Consider the following 20,542-nt stretch of genomic DNA (forward strand, 5'->3'; position numbering starts at 1 on the left):
ATCTTATCTTCTTCTATCAAGAATCTTTTGTACTATGAATAAACTACATACACTTATCTATTCTGTTCTAATCTTCACCTGTCTATCTTGTCAGCAACAAACTCCTCAAACTCAAATAGAACAGACAGCCATTGATTTCTGCGAAGCCTTTTATAATTTCAATTATCCGGTTGCCAAAGAATGGAGCACGCTTTCTTCCCAATCTTATCTTAGTTTCTTGGCATCCAATGTCGGTCAAACCCATCTGGAGCAACTCAAAACACGAGGCGCTGCAAAAGTTTCTGTTATTTCAAGTGAGATAGATGCTAATTTAGAAGAAGCGTCGGTTGTCTGCCAAATCAAAAATGCATTCGTCATTCATCCTATCGGAGGAAAAATGGAATACGTAAGTTCCCTGCAAGATACGCTCGAGTTAGTAAGAGTAAATAATAAATGGCTGATTAGAAAGGATATCCCACAGCAAAATGGAAAGCAAAGTCACGACTGAATTTAGGATGAATGATGGGGAAATGCTCTTTCCTCGTTTCATAGGCAGGATTGACAGCTTTCATACCTCCATCAAAGCGCAGAATAAAGAAATCCAAATCCAGGCGGAGACCTAATCCGTAGGCCACTGCTATTTGCTTATAAAACTTATCAAACTTGAAAACTCCTCCCGGTTGATTGGCATAACTCCGGATGGTCCAGATATTACCAGCATCAATAAATACCGCCCCCTGAAACTTCCAGAATAGCTTGCTTCGGTATTCAATACTGGCATCCAGTTTAATATCTCCGGATTGATCGAGCAAATTCCCATTTCCTGCAAAAGAGCCCGGTCCCAAATCGCGAACACTCCATCCGCGGACACTATTGGCTCCACCGGAGAAATATTGTTTCTCAAACGGAATAGTCTTCGCATTTCCATAAGGTACAGCTATTCCCACACCAGCATGAAACGCAAAAGAGTTACGATAATCGATTCTGATATTCTTAGCAAAATCAAACTCCCCTTTCAGATATTGAGCATAAGGAATTCCCAGAATAGCGTATTCACCATTACTGTTCTTCCGAATGTTTGCAGCCTTTGACAGAGCATACATTACATTTCCCGCCGATTCGAAATTAAAACGGATGGAGTATGAATTAGAAGCAATCGTATTATTGATAATCGATCCTCCCACGCTATTATAATTATAGCTATATCCCATATTTATAATCAGTCGATCCTGATAATTATACTGGAATATATGGTTCTGTCCTTTATTTATATAGTCTTCTTTAAACCTTTCAGAGATACGGGGCAAATAAAGGAAAGCAATATTTATCAAATCAATACGGTGTTGTATCTTCTGACGCTGTGTCCACTTGTAACTCCAGTTAGCAGAAGCCATCGTACGCAAGAACTCCGGTCGCAACTGATAATTATACTGTAAACCAAACTCGGTTGTAGCCCTGATTTTCCGTTTAAAATCAGAAGAAATGAATGGGAACAGGAAATTAGGAAAGTTGATACTCGTTTCCACTCCATACTCCGTATAGTTATTATTTGAATAGCCTGCCTGAAGCCCGGAAATAACCTCATACGCTCCACGGAATTTTATCATAAACGTTTCCGATCCGCGAAAGAGATTCCTATTCTGGAAAGAAACGGAAGCTGCCGCTCCCAAGTCACCGGCAGAATTGGTTCCCTCTACCTCGAAAGATACCGATTTATGTTTGCTCTTAGTCAACATCACGTAACAATCGAGCATTGTTGAATCTCCAACTTGAGTCTCGATAAAACGGATATTTGTATATTTCAATGCAGACAAACGCCCGAAGCTGGAATAAGTTTGTTGCACATCACGCTCATTAAACAAATCACCGGAAGCAAACCGGAGGTTATCCGTAAGCACTTTAGGACGTAAATAGAGCTTATCCTTATAGTAAATCGGATATCCCTTATAGTGAACCGAATCATTAATATCCACACTACTCAAGGCAGAAGACTGCAAAACGTCATAATCTGTAATAAAATTAATCTTATTGATCCAATATTGCTGATGTGCCCTTGCCGAATCACTCGCATGCGCTTTATACATCTGCAAATGTTGAGTCAGATCTACATTATAAGTATTACGAACCGTATCGGCCGTATATCCGATATAATCCTTATTAAATTTATAATAGCCATTCCGAAGCAACCTATTCGTGATACGTTGTCTGTCCGCATCCAATACATTCACATCCAAATACATTCCTTCCTTCAACAAGCTTCTGGCAGAATCCTGTTTGAGAAGAGAGGCTATTTTAGGATCATAAATATCATATTTGATAGATTGAACAACGTAGGGTTTGCCGGCCGTTACATCATAATACAGCTTAATCTTTTTCTTTTTTATTTTAGTCGAACGCTTCACAGTTGCCGCCATATATCCCATATTATGCACAGCCTTAGTGATCTCTTCTTCAGAGCGTTTCGCTTCATCCTCGCTATATATTACAGGAGCATCCCCTATCCTTCTTAAAAATTTGTTTCCCCATTTGGTTGAATCACGTCCCGACAGATTGTAGACATAAAGTTGAGTCTTTATCAGGCTGAACCACTTGGCATTAGGATTTTGACGAACATACATACGTAAGGAAGAAGGCCGTATGTTTTTCTGGTCCGTACGAATTTTAACTTCATCCAGCAAATAAGAACCATCCGGCACAAACTTAGTGGTAGTACACGAAGCAAGTGACAAGACAGCAGCAGAAGCAAGTAAATAAAGAAAATTTCTCCTCATACGGTTTTACATCGATAGCATAAAAAATGCGCTTACAAAGATAAATTATATTTTCCGACGGGAAAAATAAATTAAGAAAAAGAGAGGAAAGTAAGGATAGATTGGAAATATCTTTATAGCTTTGCAAAAGAATATCAAATTTATGGCATCACTAAGTAAAAACAAAATAAAGTATATCCACTCGCTGGAACTGAAGAAAATACGCAAAGAAGAAGGAGTATTTCTGGCTGAAGGTCCTAAATTGGTAGGTGATTTACTCGGACATTTTCCTTGTCGTTTTTTAGCAGCCACTTCTTCCTGGCTTCAGGAACATCCCGATATAGATGCAAGTGAACTGGTAGAAGTTTCACAGGAAGATCTTTCACGGGCCAGTTTATTGAAAACTCCCCAACAGGTACTTGCCATTTTCGAACAGCCATCCTATACGTTGAATCCGGAAGTCGTGCACCAATCACTTTGCCTTGCATTGGATGATGTGCAAGATCCCGGAAACCTCGGTACTATTATCCGCTTGGCCGATTGGTTTGGCATCGAGCATATTATCTGCTCACAAAATACGGTAGACGTATATAACCCTAAAACCATACAAGCCACAATGGGAGGAATTGCCCGGGTGAAAGTGCATTATACTTCCCTCCCCGATTTTATCCGTTCACTCGGAGACACTCCTATATTCGGAACTTTCCTGGACGGAAAAAATATGTATGAGCAACCATTGTCTGCCAATGGCCTGATAGTAATGGGAAATGAAGGAAATGGTATAGGAAAAGAAGTCGCTGCATTGATTAACAGAAAATTATATATTCCTAATTATCCGGAAGGTCAGGAGACATCCGAGTCTCTTAATGTAGCCATCGCTACCGCAGTAATCTGTGCCGAGTTCCGTCGACAGGCTGCATGGAAGTAAAATCAAAAGGATAAAATAAATAAGGAAATAGGGCTTCCCCCTTCCTTTCCGCTTCATGCAGATACTCCATCAAACATTGGGAAGATTGATTCGGAACATTGGGAAGATTGGATGAAAACACTGGGATGTTTTTAAAAATCATCCCAGTGTTTTTTATTTCTTCCATTTGATTTTCAGAAAGCAGTGCAATCACTCCCGGCATCCATTCGACCGATTCAATCTCTTCAGTCAGTGGAAATACATCTCGAACAATTCCCTCACCGGTGATCTCCACCACCTGCTGCTTCATAAATCCTGCAGCAGGTATCAGCAAATAATGAGAAGCAAAACGTTTCATTACGATCAGCGATTTTGGCGTCTTTGTTGTTGCTGCCTGCGTTGATTCATCTGCCGTTCCTTTCTTTGCTCCATTCTCTCCTTCTGGATATGTTGTTCCACTTCAATCTGTTCCGGTTTCTTCTCGCGATGAGTCCCCGTACGACGACGGTTCATTTCTTCCGGTGTCAGACGTTGCATATCATCTTTCTCCTTGTCTATCATCTTATGCAAAGAGTCGGCATTTTCTTTAGCAGATATCTTCTTCAAAGAATCCGCCTTCAAAGCTTTTATCTTGTTCAAAGAATCGCGGACAGCAAACGAAACTGTGTCCGTACAATGATAACGAGTCATCATGAAACGGTCAGCCAGTAATGCTCCACCCTTTTCCAGACTATCTGCCGGATAATAAATGAAGCCTTTTATCTCTTTCATTGGACCTAATGTATCTGCAAACAAACGAATCTGTTGCACACCCGGTTCAGTCACCGTTTTCCAATGATTGATCGTATCTTTCTCATAAATCACCAGCATGGCCATCGTAACGCCTCTTAAAGAGTCGGCAAGCATCGGTTCGAGGAATCGATAGCGTACTTCCCATACCAGCGTATCACGGTCTTTGTAGTTAGAGTCGGTCGGCAAAGTAAATACATATTGATTATTCATCATTTCACCGGTCAAACGAATCATACGCTGCCACGGCCAGACATCAATACTGTCACCCTGCTTAGTCATTTTCGGTTTCTTATCACGTTTGGCTATCAGGTCACCCACAAGTTCCTGTTCGTCTTTCAAACGCTTTTTCACCTTATCATAAATTTTCGATAAAATCTCTGTGTTACGTGTATACCAAACCATGGATGAGTCAAATGCAGCCTGCGTAGTCCCGTATTTCTTAAAAACGGCGTCGATATACAATGCCTTCTTATAATTCTCACTATAAGGCAAATTATCTCCCATAGACTTTGCCACATGATAATCATACAGCAAATTCTCCATCTTCGATTCCGAGATTACATCACTGGGCCTTTTCACTTTACACCCGGCTACTGCAAAAGCGAACATGCAGATGAGACACAGATGAAACCGAAATTTACTTTTCATGATCCGTAGCTTCCTTTTTATCTTTATCCAGCGAATGATATGACTCATTCAAATATTTACTATAAAAAAGTAACAAGGCGATGATACCACAACTGATAGCGGCATCTGCAAAATTAAAGATCGGACTAAAGAATATAAAATGCTCTCCGCCCACAAACGGCATCCATGTAGGCCAGTTTGTATCTATAATCGGAAAATAAAACATATCCACCACTTTTCCATAAAACCAGGTAGAATATCCACCACCTTCGGGCATAAAGCTGGCAATCTGCGAATGAGTGCTTTCATTGAAGAAAACCCCATAGAACACACTGTCTATGATATTTCCTAAGGCACCGGTCAGAATAAGAGCCACACAGACAATGTAGCCTGTTTTGAATCCTCTCTTTATTATTTTATAAAGATACCATCCTATCAATGCCACCGCAACAATGCGGAATGTTGTCAGGAACAGCTTGCCGAATATTTCCATACCGAAAGCCATTCCGTTATTTTCGGTGAAATAGATATAAAACCAATCTGTCACACGTATGCTTTCATGCCAGTACATGTGAGTTTTAATCCAGATTTTGATGATCTGGTCAATAATCAATACGGAAAAGATAACGAGAAGGGCGATTCTCCCCTTCGTGAATAGTTTCTTCATGTGTTTATTATAAATTAAACATAACGAGCTACAAGTGCCGTGCGTAAACTTTGCGCAGCTACTTGTAGCTCGTTACCTGTAGCCTACTTGCTATCTGTTATTTTTTACCACTGTTCTTTGCTTCAATACTTAATGTAGCATGAGGAACAGCACGCAGACGCTCTACCGGAATCAATTTTCCGGTTTCACGGCAAATGCCGTACGTTTTGTTCTCAATACGTACCAAAGCAGCTTGTAATCCTTGGATAAACTTCAGCTGACGTTGTGCCAGGCGGGTTGTTTCTTCCTTGGAGAGCGTGTTAGCTCCTTCTTCCAATACTTTATACGTAGGAGATGTATCGTCGGTATCATTACCGTCCAGTCCCATCAAACTTTTCTTCAACTGTTCATAGTCACGTTGTGCCAATTCCAGTTTCTCCATAATAATGGCACGGAATTCCTCGAGTTCCGCATCCGAATATCTAGTCTTTTCTGCCATAATTTTACAATTTTAAAAAGGTTAATCAATATAGTATTAGTCTTTTATCACGTTTACAAACAGTGAGAAGTCATCAAACTCCAGCATTGTTCCGTCTTTCACTTCATCTACAAGTTCCAGAGATGTGCCTAAAACTTGGTTACAAATATAAGTATTATATTCATTTACCGCATCATCTGTTTGCGTATTTTTCGAGATTGTTATTTTTATTTTGTCTGTAATCTCGAAGCCGCTTGACTTACGTATATTCTGAATACGGTTCACCAATTCACGGGCAATACCCTCACGACGCAATTCCTCGGTAACAGTAACTTCAAGTGCTACAGTCAGTTTACCTTCGTTGGCAACCAACCATCCCGGAATATCCTCACTAAAGATCTCGACGTCTGATGCTTCGATAACAGCTTCCGCACCATCCAGATTTAATGTATACTTTCCGTTCTTCTCCAATTCACCGATTGCTTCCTGTGACATTTCTGCAACCGCAGCGGCTACCGCTTTCATTTGCTTGCCGAACTTCGGACCCAGTTTCTTAAAGTCACATTTCACTTTCTTCACCAATACACCGGCCGCACCATCAACGAATCTGACTTCTTTCACGTTCACTTCGTTCATAATCAGGTTCTTCACAGCTTCGATATGAGCTTTCTGCTCTTCATCTACTACCGGAACCATGATACACTGCAGTGGTTGGCGTACCTTGATATTCACCTTACGACGCAATGCCAACACCATAGATGTAACATCCTGTGCCATTTGCATGCGGGCTTCCAATTCCTTGTCTATCATTTCTTCCTGATATTTCGGGAATTCGGCAAGGTGGACAGAAACGACACTGTCGCGTCCTGTTGCTGTAATCAAGTCCGTATACAACCGGTCTGCATAGAACGGAGATATAGGAGACATCAATTTGGCAACTGTTTCGAGACAAGTATACAATGTCTGATAAGCAGACAATTTATCCTGTGTAAATTCACCACCCCAGAAACGTTTACGATTCAGGCGGACATACCAGTTGGACAAATTATCATTCACAAAATCAGAAATCAAACGTCCTGCCTTTGTCGGCTCATATTCATTATAGCAAGTATCTACCTCCTTTATCAATGTATTCAATACAGACAAGATCCAACGGTCGATTTCCGGACGTTCTGCCATCGGCACATCCGCTTCTTTATATTCAAATCCGTCTACATTTGCATAAAGTGCAAAGAATGAATACGTATTATATAAAGTGCCGAAGAATTTACGACGCACTTCTTCCACTCCTTCAACGTCGAATTTCAGGTTATCCCACGGAGAAGAGTTGGTTATCATGTACCAACGCAACGGGTCGGAACCATACTTCTCAATCGTAGTAAACGGATCGACAGCGTTATTCAGACGTTTAGACATCTTGTTGCCGTTCTTATCGAGCACCAGACCGTTAGAAATAACAGCCTTGTATGACACACTGTCAAATACCATCGTAGCGATAGCATGCAAGGTAAAGAACCAACCACGTGTCTGGTCTACCCCTTCTGCGATAAAGTCAGCCGGATATACCTGACGGCTATCCAACAGTTCTTTATTTTCGAACGGATAATGTATCTGCGCATAAGGCATAGCACCCGAATCGAACCATACATCAATCAAGTCTGATTCACGTTTCATCGGTTGGCCATCTTTTGATACCAATATGATGTCGTCTACATAAGGACGGTGAAGATCAATTTTATCATAATTTTCTTCCGAATATTGGCCCGGCACGAAACCTTTATCCTTGTATGGATTGGATTTCATAAATCCGGCTGCTACCGATTTCTCGATTTCATTATAAAGTTCTTCTACAGATTCAATGCATATCTCATCCGTATTATCTTCCGTACGCCAGATAGGCAATGGAGTACCCCAATAACGGGAACGGCTAAGGTTCCAGTCATTCAGATTTTCCAGCCACTTACCGAAACGGCCGGTTCCGGTAGATTCCGGTTTCCAGTTGATGGTCTTATTCAATTCCATCATTCGTTCCTTGCAAGCGGTTGAACGGATAAACCAGCTATCCAACGGATAATAAAGTACCGGTTTGTCTGTACGCCAGCAATGCGGGTAGTTGTGGACATGCTTCTCTATCTTGAAAGCCTGATTGTTTGCTTTCATCATCATAGCAAGAGCGATATCCAAAGATTCGGCTGCCTGTGCAGCTTTCTCATCAAACTTACCATCTACCATGAATTCAGGATTGTAGGCGTTTTTCACCCAAGCACCCTGATATTCTTTGTATTTATCTACATCAACACATTCTTTTACAAAGGTTTCATCCAATTCATCCAATAGATAGAATTTACCTGTCAGGTCTACCATCGGACGAGTTTCACCTTTCTTATTAATCATGAACAGTGACGGGATTCCTGCAGCACGTGCCACATTCGCATCGTCCGCACCAAAGGTAGGTGCAATGTGAACGATACCTGTACCATCTTCTGTAGTTACATAATCTCCCAATATCACACGGAAAGCCTTATCACTAGCCTTCCAGCTACCATCTTCCGCTACTTCAACCGGTTTCACCCAAGGGATCAACTGCTCATATTCCATACCTACAAGATCCGGACCTTTATATTCGGCAATCACCTTATATGGAACGAGCTTGTCACCCGGCTTATAATCTTCCAGCTTCAAATCAGCAGCTTTTGCATTAAAGTGCGCATTCAATAAAGCCTTTGCCAGAACCACCGTTATAGGTTCTCCGGTATAAGCATTATAAGACTGCACAGCCACATAATCAATTTTCGGTCCTACGCAGAGCGCCGTATTTGAAGGCAATGTCCACGGAGTAGTTGTCCAAGCCAGAAAATAAGGAGTTCCCCATTCCGTCATTTCCGGTTTAGGATTCTTCATTTTAAATTGGGCAACGGCCGTTGTATCTTTTACATCGCGATAACAGCCCGGTTGATTCAACTCGTGAGAGCTCAATCCTGTTCCTGCAGCCGGCGAATACGGTTGGATCGTATATCCTTTATATAATAAACCTTTTTTATGCAGTTGCTTCAATAGCCACCACAGTGTTTCAATATAACGATTATCATACGTGATATAAGGATGCTTCATGTCCACCCAGTATCCCATCTGATGAGTCAGGTCTTCCCACTCCTTGGTATATTTCATCACGTCCTTCCGGCAAGCCGCATTGTAGTCGGCAACAGAGATTTTCTTACCAATATCTTCTTTTGTGATACCTAATGCTTTTTCTACACTTAGTTCCACAGGCAGTCCGTGCGTATCCCATCCGGCTTTACGCTTCACCTGATAACCCTTCATCGTTTTGTAGCGGCAGAAAATGTCCTTAATGGTACGAGCCATTACATGGTGAATACCCGGCATACCATTAGCCGAGGGAGGTCCTTCGAAAAACACGAACGAAGGACAGCCATCACGTTCTGTCATACTCTTGGCGAAAACCTGGTTCTCGTCCCATTTCTTCAGCACATCTTTGTTTACCTGCGAAAGGTCAAACTGCGAATATTCAGTAAATCTCTTACCCATAGCTGTCTACGATTTTACTATTTACAATTTACAATTTGAGGGGTATCCCCATTTTTAAGGGTGCAAATTTACAAAAACATTTGTTTAGTTGAGCAAAAAGCTAAGACTTTTAATCGGATTCGTGTGAAGTTAACGATTATAAACCGCCTACAGCCTAAACAAAACAGATATCTCCTTGTTTTAGTGGGAAACCTAAAAACACTTAACTTATGAATTATGGAATTAGTATTTTATTCAGGGCAATCCCTTTGGTGATGGCTATTTTTTGCTTCGGATACGGAGCGTTCATTTATGGTTATGGAGATGCTGGCGGTCGTGTTGTAGCGGGCCCTGTGATATTCTCATTAGGTATGATATGCATTGCGCTGTTCTGCACGGCTGCCACTATTATCCGGCAAATCATACATACATATAACCAAGCTGCGAAGTACGGTTTACCGATACTCGGTTATCTGGCAGCTATAGTGACTATAATCGGAGGTATCTGTGTTTTCAGTAATGCCGACGGTACTTCAGCTTTTGTGGCAGGCCATGTAATAACCGGTGTAGGTTTTATTACAGGTTGTGTAGCCACTGCTGCCACCTCCTCTACCCGTTTTTCTTTGATTCCGGGAAATTCCAGAGGCACGGGCAATGAAGTTCCTGAAGGCGCATTTTCTTTAGGTCAGGAACGGACATTGGAAATCATTGTCATTCTCATTTCTCTTATCGCATGGATATGGGCATTTGTTTTATTGGCTAACAGTCACGTGCATCCGGCTTATTTTGTAGCTGGTCATGTAATGGCAGGGCTTGCCTGCATTTGTACCAGTCTGATCGCATTGGTAGCTACCATAGCCCGTCAGATACGCAATGTATATTCGGAAAAAGAACGTTCACAATGGCCCAAACTCGTTTTATTGATGGGTTCCATTTCTTTTATCTGGGGATTTTTTATAATCTTAGCCGATTCAGGCAGCGCCAACGGTACTACCGGATATATCATGCTTGGACTAGGTTTAGTCTGTTACAGTATTTCCAGTAAAGTCATTCTTTTGGCTAAAATCTGGCGACATGAGTTCAAACTCGCCAATCGTATTCCTTTAATTCCGGTATTGACTGCATTGGCTTGTCTGTTTTTGGCGGCTTTTGTATTCGAGCTTGCCACCGTAAATGCAGATTACTTCATTCCGGCACGTGTTTTATCAGGGCTCGGAGCGATATGCTTTACGCTGTTTTCTATCGTTAGTATATTGGAGAGCGGCACGTCTTCCAAATAAAAAATATTCTATAAAAAGGGCGTCACTATATGCCCCGGATAGTGACGCTATCCAAGGCACATAGTGACGCTATCTTGACAGCATAGCGTCACTCTTTTATTTTTTGAATCTAACCTCATAGAGGTCATTCCTGCGGTCTTTCAAGTTACGTACACTACCATACGTATGCAGTTCGTTCAACAAATCCAGATCAACATCCGATACCAAAATCATTTCTGTGTTAGGAGTTGCCTCTGCCCTCTTTCCGTCCGTTGGAAAAGCAAAATCGCATGGGGTAAACACACCCGATTGAGCATATTGAATATCCATATTGTGCACACGGGGAAGGTTTCCGACACTTCCGGCAATGACTACAAAACATTCATTTTCAATAGCACGCGCCTGTGCACAAACACGAACACGGGAGTAGGCATTCTGGGTATCTGTCAGGAAAGGAACAAATAATATCTGCATTCCCTGATCTGCCATCAGGCGGGAAAGTTCGGGGAATTCCACATCATAACAGATTAAAACTCCGATCTTTGCACAATCCGTATCAAAAGTGTTCAGAAGTTTGCCACCGTTCAGTCCCCAGCTTTTTATTTCATCGGGGGTAACGTGTAATTTCTCGTACATTTCGTAGGTTCCATCCCGTCGGCAAAGGAAACCTACATTATAAAGTAGCCCATCCTCTTTTACGTATGGCATACTTCCTGTTATAATGTTAATATTATAGCTAATAGCCAGATTCATAAACCGTTCCCGAATCTCATCGGTATACTTTGCCAATCCGCGAATAGCCTGTGATTCTCCTTTATCATTATACTTCGACATCAAAGGAGCATTGAAATATTCCGGGAAAAGAACAAAATCGCTTTTATAATCAGATACTGCGTCCACGAAGAATTCTACTTGTTCGAACAGGTCGTCCAACGTTTTATAGCTACGCATCTGCCATTGCACTAATCCTACACGAACCGTAGTTTTAGGACTGATATATTCTTGCGTAGGTGGTTGATAATAGATATTATCCCATTGAAGCAAACAGGCATAATGTTTCGATTCTTCGTCATTCGGCAGATAATTGGTCATCACCTTTCGCACGTGAAAATCATTCGATAGCTGAAAAGTTAATACCGGATCATAAATCTCGCGTTGACGCACTCGTTCGATATATTCTTTCGGACGCATTTTGTCAGCATATTTATGATAATTCGGGATACGTCCGCCAAACATGATAGCTTTCAGGTTCAATGTTTCGCAAAGCTCCTTACGATATTCATACATACGACGTGCCAGACGCAAACCGCGATAACCCGGATGAATGAACACTTCAATGCCGTACAAGATATTTCCTTCAGGATTATGTGTATTGAATGTTTCCTTCCCTGTCACTTGTGCATACGTATGATCGTTCTTTACTTTATCATAATCAACAATGATGGAAAGAGCACAACCAACTATTTTATCATCGACTACTGTAACGATCTGACCTTCCGGAAAAATTTTAATTAACTTCTGGATCTGCTCACGAGTCCAAAACACATCGCTACCATCAGAATAGACGCGGGTAAACGACTGGGATAACTGTACATAATCTTCTATTTGCAGATTGCGTATCTGCACTTTATTAATTTTTATCGGATGTTGTTCCATAACAATACGTGTTTTATAAAAGATAGTGTAAAGGTATAGCTATTCCTTTAATTGTGTTTTCAAACCAAGAAATAATTAACAATACTATCTATTTTATGCACTCTTTTTGTAAGCGTCTCCGCGATTCTATATAGTGTATTAAAATAAAAAGGCTAATGATCCCTTTTTAGTCATTAGTCTTTTTCCATCTGTCAGGAAGCAGTTCCCTGTATTTTTCAATTGGTGTGTTCGGTTGCCATTCGGCTGTTCTGTTTATCACATCCGTGAGATACTCAAATAAATTCACTTTATGCATCCTACAAGTGAGTGCTATCGTATAGAGTATGGTACCTCGTTCGGCCCCCTTATGGCTGCCGAAGAACAATGAGTTTTTTCTTGATAAGGATATGTACCGGTTCATCCGTTCAACCATATTGTTGTCCAGATAAGTGTCACCATAATTAAAGATGTCCACCACTGCATTCCACTCATTGCGAAGATAGGTAATGGCTTCCTGCAGTTCGCTCTTAGGTAATAAATCCCCCCGTTCTTCTATTTCATCAAGCACATCTTTTATTTCTCCGAGTATGTCCGGTGCATACTTTTTTCGATGCATAAGATTCTGTTCTACCGTCCATCCCTCAACCCCAATTTTATGCTTATGCTCGTTTTGATAAAGTGCGTTTATCAGCTCCACGATTCTTTTTGCATCCGGGTCCTTCTCACCGCAATCTATAAATTTCCGTTTTATATGTTGCAAGCACGGGATGCGTGTGATATTGGGATAAGCATCGCTTTCGAGCTTCCGGTAAGGTGAGTAACCATCGCTTTGTATGATACCTTTGCAACTGCCTAATTCGTTAAGAATAACTCTTTCAGACCGGGAGCCGTCATCATAGAGCAGGTATATCATCCTGGTGTTTATGCCGACAACCACCCAAAGGTATCCCTTCCTGACTCCTTTTCCCTTGCTGTTCTTTTCCGGGACGAGTATTTTGTAATAGGTTTCATCGGCTGCCTTATAAGGATCACTCAAAGCTGTCTGCCGGATGCACTTATAAAGATTTTCGAAGAGGCTTGAGGCTTTTTCTATCAACTTATGAGCCGTAGGTTTCTTCAGCGTAAAGCCATACCCCTCGAAGTAGTTGATGATTCTTTCAACAGGTAGCGATTGTATATAACGTAATTCCATCAATCCGGCAATAAATGAACCGTCATAGCTGGAATTCAAGAAGGCCGAAGCCGGTGTTTTTCCCTCAAACAGGCGACCTTCTTGCGTATAGGTGTGTATCTTGTAGACATGCTTGATGAAGCGCATGGGTATACATTCATAGCGGACGCATATTCTGGGAACAGTGGTAAACAACCGGGCCTTATTGATGTCAAAATCGGGATCATCGGGATAAACGACATGTTCTTCTTCCTCCATCTCATAATGCATGTCACGTTTGGCCCCATTGTTCTTTCTTGCTTTACGCTTATCTGCTTTTTCCGCTTCTATCTTCTGCCGCTCTTCTTCGGATATGGCAGATTGGGGAGCCTGTTGCTGTTCGGATGTGTTGGATACAAGTTTGGCGAGTCCCTTAGTAAGGCGCTGTTGCTTGCTAAGAGATTCGCCTTTTTGAAGGAGTGCCTCTTTAAGGGAAGAAACCTCCTTTATCAAAGCATCTATTTGGTCCAAGAGTCTGTTGTTGTCATCTCGTAATCCCTTGATTTGTTCCTTCAATAACTCTATGATCTCATCCTTTTTCATGGCATAAAGATATAAAAAATCAACAAATTAACCAAATAAACCGGATGATATCTTTAGTACAAATAACTAATAATCAAAATGTTGTATTAGATCCTAAAACGTTTTCTCAACCGTACAGACTTTAATGACACTCCATTCAAGATAAAAGACAAAACCTGATAAGAAATCTCGTAATTACCTGTATTGGGGTTAAATGTCGGTAACTCAAAACTTCCACCTTCGAGGCGCTTGTAGTACAGAAGAAAGCCATCGCCATCCCAACGCAGTATTTTTACACTTTGTCGGTTTTTACCAAAGAATAAAAAGATATCTCCGGAAACGGGAGACAAGTCCTTCATTTCCGATCGTATAATTTTGAATAAACCGTCAATGCCAAGGTTCATACGAACAAAGCCCTGGTACAGATAGTAGCGATTGGCTGATGTTAGAGAATACATGGATCTCCCTCCTTTCTTTCGTAATCGCGCAACATTTTAATAACACCACTGGGTGTGGCCCGTTTGACCGAAATGGTGGTTCCACTGTTAAAGGTGATTGTGATCCCGGCAAGACTAAACTCTTCTTCCGACAACATGGCGGGTGCTATTTGAGTGAATGAAGGAGAGGAAGTTGTCGGTTGGGAGGGTTCAACGCCGCCATAATAATCACGGACCACATCTGCCTTGGCTTGTTTAACGCTATAGCCCCGTCTGGACATCCAGGAACTCATACCACCAAAAGTGGTATGCTGATCGCGGCAAACATCGGCTAAAGAACAATTGTAGTCTACTTTCAATACTTCAAGGAAATGTTTCCAAGTTTTTCCAAATCGATTTTCTGCTAAATCCATAATGCTTCATTTTTATACATAGCAAAAATATAAGAATGAAAAAAGGACGACAAGATAGAATCGCGGAGACGCTTACCTCTTTTTCTGCAAATTCCAAAGGTGAAGAAGCACTCCTTCACCTACAAAATACTTATTCACAGGTAATTCAGAAGAAAGATGAAGGAGTAGATAAAAAATGTTTCTTATATATAGAGAATGCTGCTTAAACAGAAAGAGAAAAAAGCAGTGTTTTAAGAGAAGGAAAGCGATGCTTTAAGTAGGCTAAAGCAATGCTTTAGTTGCGGAAAATAGCTGCTTTTATTTGATTCTGCTTCTTCTATCCACTTCTCTCTAGTCTGGAAAATTCTAAAGGCAAAACAATTAGATTTTCCAAAGGAATCTTTTTTAAGCCAGAAACAGATATGAGAAATCATAAAATCAACTTTTGAATCATTTTCATATAGGATGCGTATATAAATACTATCTTTGCGAATATCAATCATAAATAAAAGAGTACCCCAAAAGGTAAAGAAAAGATATGAATTCCAACAAATTCTCCTATCAAGGACAAATCGAGACAATTCTTCATTATCTAAATTCCATGATACAAAAGAATTGGACAGGTAAAACTGCCGATGAGTTCAATCGTTTGATATCCATACCTGAATTAGCTAAAATGGCATGTATGTCTGTTCGTAATCTTCAGCTGATGTTTAAAGCTTACACTAGCGAAACATTACATCAATATATCATTCGTACACGCATGGAATATGCCCAGCAATTACTCAAAGATAATAAAAAAAGTATAGCTGAAATATATGAATATATTGGATTTGCTAACCAGTCAGCTTTAAATAATACACTTCAAAAAAAATACAATCTCACTCCTCGAGAACTACAAAAGAAATTATTGGAAACAAGTCATACTTATCCTTCATATATTTCTCCTTACCGCATAGTGGAATCAGAAACAATACCTGTCTTATTTTTATCTTATATTGGCAATTATGACACTTGTAGCACAGTTGCTTTTGAGACATACACTTGGGACTACCTATATGAATATGCAAAAGAAAACTCTTTATTGCCAGATAAAGAAGATTATTGGGGGATAGCTTATGATGACACGGACATTACCTCATTAGAAAAATGCCGTTTTTACGCTTGTATAGCTATTCAAAAAGGAATAGAACCCAATCCCCCTCTTACTAGTCCAATAAAACACATGGATTTACCTCAAGGTACATACGCAGTTTATATCCATCAAGGAGATTATGCATTGTTAGATGCCTTTTATGAGACAATATTGAAACAATTACCGCAATTTTATAGCTTAGGAGAAACTCCAATCCTGGAACATTACTTGAACTCTCCCACCGACACAGATGTGAAAGAGCTTCTTACTGAAGTTTGGATTCCAATCGTTAAATAATTTTGTATAAGGGCGATATTTCACCCTTATACAAAATTAGTAGCTATCATGCCTGATATACACTTTCTATCAAAGACTTAGGACAATATCCGAGGATGTCAATAGAAATCTTCTCGGCTTCTTCTTTTGAGATGTTATCATTAACGATATAGTTCCTGAATACATTTTCCTTTTCTTTATATGCATAAGATGAAAGCAGCGGTCCTACGATCGTTCGTAATTGCAAGTTTTTAAAATCGTCACTTTGCTTGTCACTTAGACCAACACGTGTAGAATGCATGATGATTGATTTACTTTCTCCATCACGGCAATCTTTAACAGCTTCTTTTAAAACAGATTCTTTTTCCAAAGTATCATAATCTACATTCTTATCCTCAACAATAAATTTTAAAATATTATTCGGTCCAAATTTAATTGTGCCATCATCAAACTTAGCACTTCTTATTAAGATGCCATAATATGCATTAACGTCATCAGATAAACAAATATCAAGCCCTCCTCTTGTTCCACCTTTAAATTTTGAATTCTTTGTTATACCTGTACGATGAACATAAAATCTTCCATAATTATTTTTTTGCAGTTCATTTCCATGCACAAACTCATCATTAAATTTTGCATCTTTAAAATAAGCTTCTACTTCAATTGGGTAAATCCGTAGCCCACTATTTAGTTCAAACATATAGTTTGTGACTATTAGTTTATTAATTACTTGAAGTTGTTTCTCTATTTCCTTAAAATCACTACATTGCATTAAAACTGCAATTTCCTTTTTCAAAGTATCCATAATTATTATAGTATTAATATTTCTTTGGGTAAAGATAATCTTTCTAGTAAAGAGTTGTGCCGAATATATCATTTTTTTTACTTCTCACTTAGATGATATCAAATAGTCAACAACGGAGTCCCAATTCGGATACTGTTCCGAACCAAATAAGATCAATTCACCACTAAAATTTTCAGCACCATTTTTTAGGCGATCATCTATCAAAAAGTCTCCTTTGTTCAAATTTTTATGATGACTAAGAATTAATCGTTTATAACCATCTGTACCTAACCATTTTCTCACCCATATTAGTTTATCTGACCAGGCAGAAGGATTATTCCAAGGTGCCGTGGAAAGAATATACACATCATAAAAACGCGCTAAATGATGGTAGGCATTAATTGCTCCTTCATACGGACTCATTCTTGCAAAAATATCAGGTACCTCATCATATCGTCCTTCATACTCTCTCTTTTCGTATTCACTCAACTTGTTAATACCTGATTGAAAGTCAACCAGAACATTATCCATATCAATATAAAGTATAGGTTTGGAAATCGGTAATGCTGATATCATATAATTTCTATAATTTACTCACAGTCCAAGACAAACAATTCAATGCACCTCCCCATTTCTTTACAATCGGAGCCATATTAATTTGGTAAATTCGCCCCTCATAGGAAGGATATAATTCTTTTATCTGTTCCAAAGCCTCTCCATCTGTAGGTAATCCAAGTCCGGGGACAATGATTATATCACGTGTCTGAAGCATATTTATGTATGCCCAACTATTCTCATAATACTTACTAAGTTTTAAATCCACAACTGCAAAAACGTCATTCAATCTACATCTCATCTCCCGTTCTATCTTTTGAGGATATACTTTCAAGTTGACCAAAATCTTACCATCGCCAATATTGTGAACAATCCCATCTGTATGACCACAGATATCGTATCTATCCCATGGTAGAAATATAATATCTGCTCCATGAAAGTTTGCCTTCAATATTGCCAGTACTTCTCCCTGATCGATCTGCGAATTTTCTTGGAACACCTTTTCTGTCATGATAATAATTGGTTTCCGCTCTCTTATACATGATCCCATCCACTTAGAATTTCCCTCACACACAACAACATTCCCTCCATCAACTATAAGTGGCGATTGAATAATATCCATCTTACTACTCATGGCTTTAAGTACGGGAGCAATATTAGTTTTATACTGTGGTTTATCCGTCAAATAATCAGGTTCATAGCGGAATTGAATATAAGTATTAGCTCCCCACTGTATTGGCATATAATCTCGGCACCAATAATCTTTAGTGTGCATCAAAGTCCCATGTGCTATATGATGGCGAGAAAGAATATTAGATAATTCTTCATAAACTTTAGGGTAGTGACGTACAAAAAGGTTCGAAAAATAAACGGTATCTTTATATTGCTCTGTTATCATACTTCAATTTTTATAATGCAAAGATAAGCGCATCATTGGAGAACATATTTACTCAAAAATGCAAAAACATTAATTGTAACACCAACGATAAAACAATTAATGCAAAATAAAAGATTGATTTACTGTACGATATGTATATAAACAATTATGACACCATACCATTGGTATGATGTCATAATCTCAATAGAATCATGTCAGGAGGCCAAAGTCATAATGACATGATGAAATTACACTAACCTAATTTATTTATCTTTTTTCCAAAGTTTGCTCATATCTTCCAGTGTCTTACCTTTCGTTTCAGGTACCCAACGCCAAACGAAGATGGCAGCAGCTACGCAGATAATGCCATATAAACTATACGCAAACATCGGGCTGAAATCGTACAATGCCGGGAAAGTAGAAGATACAATATAGTTGAATATCCATTGGAAAGCCACAGCGATTGCCACTGCTTTACCACGGATAGTGTTCGGGAAGATTTCCGAGATCAATACCCAGCAAATCGGTCCCCAGGACATCATAAAGAATGCAGCATACACAATCACTGAAAGTACCGGAAGGATACCCTTTATTGCCATGCTGTCACACATTGCTACTGCAAATGCACCAACAGCCATACCGATAGAACCGATTATCAACAACGGTTTACGTCCGAAGCGGTCTACAGTGAAGATAGCAACCAGTGTAAAGACAATGTTTACAACGCCCATAATAACCGTTTGCATCATACCACCTCCTTCTGCACCTGCATTTTCAAAAATACGAGGAGCATAATATAGTACGGCATTAATACCGATAGCTTGCTGGAATACAGAAAGCAAAATACCGATTACAATTACTGCCACTCCATAGGTAAAGATCTTCTCTGTCTTTTCATGAGCAGTAGCTTTAATATCATTAAGGATTTCCTGTGCTTTTATCTTACCATTGATCTTTTCCAGAATTGAGTAAGCCTTTTCATCCTGCTGTATCAATACAAGATAACGAGGAGTCTTCGGAACAAAGAACAACAACAGGCCAAAGAAAGCGGCTGGGAAAGCTTCCGAACCGAACATGTAACGCCATCCTTCATAAACAGTCCACATATCAGATTCAGGACTAACAGACAGCACACCGGCTGCATCTTTCAAAATAACAGGATTCTGATGGTCGCCCATAATCAGGTAATTCACAAAGTACACTACCAACATACCGAAGATGATAGCAAACTGGTTACACGATACAAGCGTTCCACGAATATTAGAAGGGGCTATTTCAGCAATATACATCGGACAGACTGCAGAAGCCAGTCCTACTCCGATACCGCCCAAAACACGATACAGATTAAAAGCAATCAGCAAATCCATGTTCGGCTTTCCATATTCGAAGAATAAGAATTCCGGATAATAGGAACCTAATGCTGAAAGGAAGAAGAGTACGGCAGCAAGCCTTAAGGAATTACGACGTCCCAAACGGGAAGCAAATATACCGGAGATCGCACCACCCAGTACACAGCCAATTAATGCACTGGAAGAAGTGATTCCATGCATTACTTTATTGTATTGAAAATCAGAGGCCGAAAGGAAAAAAGCTTCCAAGCCTTTCTCTGCACCGGAAATAACGGCTGTATCGTATCCGAAAAGCAGTCCTCCCAAAATGGCGACAGAGGTGATCGAATATAGGTAGAGTTTACTACCCTCGTTCGTTGTATTAATCATGGTTATAAGTAGATAAAGTAGTGTTGTAGTAGTTGGAA

General features: G+C 39.9%; 19 protein-coding genes. 5 read left to right on the forward strand and 14 right to left on the reverse strand.

Features of this window, described 5'->3' with window-relative positions; genetic code table 11:
- The first annotated feature begins 34 nt into the window (after positions 1–34).
- A complete protein-coding gene (locus tag H8796_RS18595; RefSeq protein ID WP_117937905.1) occupies positions 35–487 on the forward strand; it encodes a hypothetical protein in 453 nt (150 codons plus the stop codon).
- Here H8796_RS18595 and H8796_RS18600 read toward each other — a convergent pair.
- Entirely contained in the window at positions 441–2,750 is a 2,310-nt protein-coding gene (locus H8796_RS18600) for a BamA/TamA family outer membrane protein (RefSeq protein WP_117937903.1), read from the reverse strand. The genes H8796_RS18595 and H8796_RS18600 overlap by 47 nt on opposite strands.
- A 142-nt stretch (positions 2,751–2,892) precedes the next feature.
- Between H8796_RS18600 and H8796_RS18605 the strand changes: the two genes are divergently transcribed.
- On the forward strand, positions 2,893–3,657 hold the full coding sequence (locus tag H8796_RS18605; RefSeq protein WP_117937901.1) for an RNA methyltransferase: 765 nt from the start codon (positions 2,893–2,895) through the stop codon (positions 3,655–3,657).
- Here the strand turns inward: H8796_RS18605 and H8796_RS18610 are convergent.
- From H8796_RS18610 to ileS, 5 genes are all read right to left on the reverse strand, one after another.
- Entirely contained in the window at positions 3,608–3,994 is a 387-nt protein-coding gene (locus tag H8796_RS18610) for a hypothetical protein (RefSeq protein WP_117937899.1), read from the reverse strand. The genes H8796_RS18605 and H8796_RS18610 overlap by 50 nt on opposite strands.
- A 5-nt stretch (positions 3,995–3,999) precedes the next feature.
- On the reverse strand, positions 4,000–5,076 hold the full coding sequence (locus H8796_RS18615; RefSeq protein ID WP_117937897.1) for a DUF4296 domain-containing protein: 1,077 nt from the start codon (positions 5,074–5,076) through the stop codon (positions 4,000–4,002).
- The gene (locus H8796_RS18620; RefSeq protein WP_117937895.1) at positions 5,066–5,722 is read right to left on the reverse strand and encodes a lipoprotein signal peptidase; all 657 of its coding nucleotides are present in this window, start codon (positions 5,720–5,722) and stop codon (positions 5,066–5,068) included. The genes H8796_RS18615 and H8796_RS18620 overlap by 11 nt, the downstream gene beginning before the upstream one ends.
- 97 nt (positions 5,723–5,819) lie before the next feature.
- Positions 5,820–6,200, reverse strand: coding sequence for a TraR/DksA C4-type zinc finger protein (locus H8796_RS18625; protein ID WP_099147030.1), 381 nt, complete (start codon positions 6,198–6,200; stop codon positions 5,820–5,822).
- 36 nt (positions 6,201–6,236) lie between these two features.
- Entirely contained in the window at positions 6,237–9,725 is a 3,489-nt protein-coding gene (gene ileS / locus H8796_RS18630; RefSeq protein ID WP_117937893.1) for an isoleucine--tRNA ligase, read from the reverse strand.
- A 209-nt stretch (positions 9,726–9,934) separates the two neighbouring features.
- Between ileS and H8796_RS18635 the strand changes: the two genes are divergently transcribed.
- On the forward strand, positions 9,935–10,984 hold the full coding sequence (locus tag H8796_RS18635) for a DUF2776 domain-containing protein (RefSeq protein ID WP_117937891.1): 1,050 nt from the start codon (positions 9,935–9,937) through the stop codon (positions 10,982–10,984).
- A 96-nt stretch (positions 10,985–11,080) separates the two neighbouring features.
- Here the strand turns inward: H8796_RS18635 and H8796_RS18640 are convergent, their stop codons facing one another.
- From H8796_RS18640 to H8796_RS18655, 4 genes are all read right to left on the reverse strand, one after another.
- On the reverse strand, positions 11,081–12,619 hold the full coding sequence (locus tag H8796_RS18640) for a carbon-nitrogen hydrolase family protein (protein WP_074558559.1): 1,539 nt from the start codon (positions 12,617–12,619) through the stop codon (positions 11,081–11,083).
- Between the two features lie 166 nt (positions 12,620–12,785).
- Positions 12,786–14,351, reverse strand: coding sequence for an IS66 family transposase (locus H8796_RS18645; protein ID WP_187343854.1), 1,566 nt, complete (start codon positions 14,349–14,351; stop codon positions 12,786–12,788).
- Between the two features lie 86 nt (positions 14,352–14,437).
- A complete protein-coding gene (tnpB, locus tag H8796_RS18650) occupies positions 14,438–14,788 on the reverse strand; it encodes an IS66 family insertion sequence element accessory protein TnpB (protein WP_004296723.1) in 351 nt (116 codons plus the stop codon).
- Positions 14,776–15,180 (reverse strand): hypothetical protein, encoded by a 405-nt coding sequence (locus tag H8796_RS18655; RefSeq protein WP_117971908.1) that lies wholly within the window; start codon positions 15,178–15,180, stop codon positions 14,776–14,778. The genes tnpB and H8796_RS18655 overlap by 13 nt, the downstream gene beginning before the upstream one ends.
- A 35-nt stretch (positions 15,181–15,215) precedes the next feature.
- On the opposite strand from H8796_RS18655, the gene H8796_RS18660 reads away from it, so the two are divergent.
- Together H8796_RS18660 and H8796_RS18665 are read left to right on the forward strand one after the other, a co-directional pair.
- Positions 15,216–15,386, forward strand: a complete 171-nt coding sequence (locus H8796_RS18660) for a hypothetical protein (RefSeq protein WP_158570835.1) — start codon at positions 15,216–15,218, stop codon at positions 15,384–15,386.
- A 374-nt stretch (positions 15,387–15,760) separates the two neighbouring features.
- A complete protein-coding gene (locus tag H8796_RS18665) occupies positions 15,761–16,591 on the forward strand; it encodes a GyrI-like domain-containing protein (protein ID WP_233530431.1) in 831 nt (276 codons plus the stop codon).
- A 46-nt stretch (positions 16,592–16,637) separates the two neighbouring features.
- On the opposite strand, the gene H8796_RS18670 is transcribed toward H8796_RS18665, so the two are convergent.
- The 4 genes from H8796_RS18670 to xylE form a co-directional block, all read right to left on the reverse strand.
- Positions 16,638–17,375: a hypothetical protein gene (locus tag H8796_RS18670; RefSeq protein ID WP_117937992.1), complete on the reverse strand. Its 738-nt coding sequence runs from the start codon at positions 17,373–17,375 to the stop codon at positions 16,638–16,640.
- An 84-nt stretch (positions 17,376–17,459) separates the two neighbouring features.
- Positions 17,460–17,930 carry a hypothetical protein gene (locus H8796_RS18675; protein WP_117937982.1) on the reverse strand — a complete coding sequence of 157 codons (471 nt, stop codon included), beginning with the start codon at positions 17,928–17,930 and terminating at the stop codon, positions 17,460–17,462.
- A 7-nt stretch (positions 17,931–17,937) separates the two neighbouring features.
- Complete coding sequence (locus H8796_RS18680) at positions 17,938–18,807, reverse strand: agmatine deiminase family protein (protein ID WP_117937980.1); 870 nt, start codon at positions 18,805–18,807, stop codon at positions 17,938–17,940.
- Positions 18,808–19,049: 242 nt separating this feature from the next.
- Positions 19,050–20,504 (reverse strand): D-xylose transporter XylE, encoded by a 1,455-nt coding sequence (xylE, locus tag H8796_RS18685; protein ID WP_117937978.1) that lies wholly within the window; start codon positions 20,502–20,504, stop codon positions 19,050–19,052.
- Between the last annotated feature and the right edge of the window lie 38 nt (positions 20,505–20,542).

It is taken from the genome of Bacteroides sp. M10 (genome assembly GCF_014334015.1).
Lineage (GTDB): Bacteria > Bacteroidota > Bacteroidia > Bacteroidales > Bacteroidaceae > Bacteroides > Bacteroides intestinigallinarum.

Excerpts from the sequence above, each read along its gene's own strand:
- H8796_RS18595 (WP_117937905.1), top strand. The coding sequence starts at position 35 with ATGAATAAACTACATACACTTATCTATTCTGTTCTAATCTTCACCTGT.
- H8796_RS18600 (WP_117937903.1), bottom strand. The coding sequence starts at position 2,750 with ATGAGGAGAAATTTTCTTTATTTACTTGCTTCTGCTGCTGTCTTGTCA.
- H8796_RS18605 (WP_117937901.1), top strand. The coding sequence starts at position 2,893 with ATGGCATCACTAAGTAAAAACAAAATAAAGTATATCCACTCGCTGGAA.
- H8796_RS18610 (WP_117937899.1), bottom strand. The coding sequence starts at position 3,994 with ATGAAACGTTTTGCTTCTCATTATTTGCTGATACCTGCTGCAGGATTT.
- H8796_RS18615 (WP_117937897.1), bottom strand. The coding sequence starts at position 5,076 with ATGAAAAGTAAATTTCGGTTTCATCTGTGTCTCATCTGCATGTTCGCT.
- H8796_RS18620 (WP_117937895.1), bottom strand. The coding sequence starts at position 5,722 with ATGAAGAAACTATTCACGAAGGGGAGAATCGCCCTTCTCGTTATCTTT.
- H8796_RS18625 (WP_099147030.1), bottom strand. The coding sequence starts at position 6,200 with ATGGCAGAAAAGACTAGATATTCGGATGCGGAACTCGAGGAATTCCGT.
- ileS (WP_117937893.1), bottom strand. The coding sequence starts at position 9,725 with ATGGGTAAGAGATTTACTGAATATTCGCAGTTTGACCTTTCGCAGGTA.
- H8796_RS18635 (WP_117937891.1), top strand. The coding sequence starts at position 9,935 with ATGAATTATGGAATTAGTATTTTATTCAGGGCAATCCCTTTGGTGATG.
- H8796_RS18640 (WP_074558559.1), bottom strand. The coding sequence starts at position 12,619 with ATGGAACAACATCCGATAAAAATTAATAAAGTGCAGATACGCAATCTG.
- H8796_RS18645 (WP_187343854.1), bottom strand. The coding sequence starts at position 14,351 with ATGAAAAAGGATGAGATCATAGAGTTATTGAAGGAACAAATCAAGGGA.
- tnpB (WP_004296723.1), bottom strand. The coding sequence starts at position 14,788 with ATGTATTCTCTAACATCAGCCAATCGCTACTATCTGTACCAGGGCTTT.
- H8796_RS18655 (WP_117971908.1), bottom strand. The coding sequence starts at position 15,180 with ATGGATTTAGCAGAAAATCGATTTGGAAAAACTTGGAAACATTTCCTT.
- H8796_RS18660 (WP_158570835.1), top strand. The coding sequence starts at position 15,216 with ATGAAAAAAGGACGACAAGATAGAATCGCGGAGACGCTTACCTCTTTT.
- H8796_RS18665 (WP_233530431.1), top strand. The coding sequence starts at position 15,761 with ATGATACAAAAGAATTGGACAGGTAAAACTGCCGATGAGTTCAATCGT.
- H8796_RS18670 (WP_117937992.1), bottom strand. The coding sequence starts at position 17,375 with ATGGATACTTTGAAAAAGGAAATTGCAGTTTTAATGCAATGTAGTGAT.
- H8796_RS18675 (WP_117937982.1), bottom strand. The coding sequence starts at position 17,930 with ATGATATCAGCATTACCGATTTCCAAACCTATACTTTATATTGATATG.
- H8796_RS18680 (WP_117937980.1), bottom strand. The coding sequence starts at position 18,807 with ATGATAACAGAGCAATATAAAGATACCGTTTATTTTTCGAACCTTTTT.
- xylE (WP_117937978.1), bottom strand. The coding sequence starts at position 20,504 with ATGATTAATACAACGAACGAGGGTAGTAAACTCTACCTATATTCGATC.